At 56.6% G+C, this 716-nt stretch carries 1 protein-coding gene; it reads right to left on the bottom strand.

What is annotated here, in order from left to right:
• The coding region (locus IRZ77_RS26685) for an EF-Tu C-terminal domain-related protein (protein WP_268868218.1) at positions 1-716 on the bottom strand (716 nt) is incomplete at both ends.

Genomic DNA, 716 nt, shown 5'->3' on the forward strand with positions numbered 1-716 from the left:
ATTTTTGCTACGACGCCGGCGCCGACGGTACGACCGCCTTCACGGATAGCGAAGCGCAGACCGTCTTCCATTGCGATGGTCTTGATCAGGGTAACAGTCATCTGAATGTTGTCACCTGGCATTACCATTTCAACGCCTTCCGGCAGTTCGCAGTTACCGGTCACGTCAGTGGTACGGAAGTAGAACTGAGGACGGTAGCCTTTGAAGAACGGAGTGTGACGACCGCCTTCTTCCTTCGACAGAACGTAGACTTCTGCGGTGAACTTGGTGTGCGGCTTGACCGAACCTGGCTTGACCAGAACCTGGCCACGCTCAACGTCGTCACGCTTGGTACCACGCAGCAGAACGCCGCAGTTCTCGCCAGCACGACCTTCGTCCAGCAGCTTGCGGAACATTTCAACACCGGTGCAGGTGGTGGTCGAAGTGTCACGCAGACCAACGATTTCCAGCGGATCCTGAACGCGGACGATACCACGCTCGATACGACCGGTAACAACGGTACCACGACCCGAGATCGAGAATACGTCTTCGATCGGCATCAGGAACGGCTGGTCAACGGCACGAACTGGCTCAGGGATGTAGGCATCCAGAGTTTCTACCAGCTTCTTGACAGCGGTAGTACCCATTTCGTTGTCGTCTTTGCCTTCCAGGGCCATACGAGCCGAACCGATGATGATCGGGGTGTCGTCGCCTGGGAAGTCGTAGGTGGACAGCAG

The sequence above is a fragment of the Pseudomonas pudica genome (genome assembly GCF_015680405.1).
GTDB classification, from domain to species: domain Bacteria; phylum Pseudomonadota; class Gammaproteobacteria; order Pseudomonadales; family Pseudomonadaceae; genus Aquipseudomonas; species Aquipseudomonas pudica.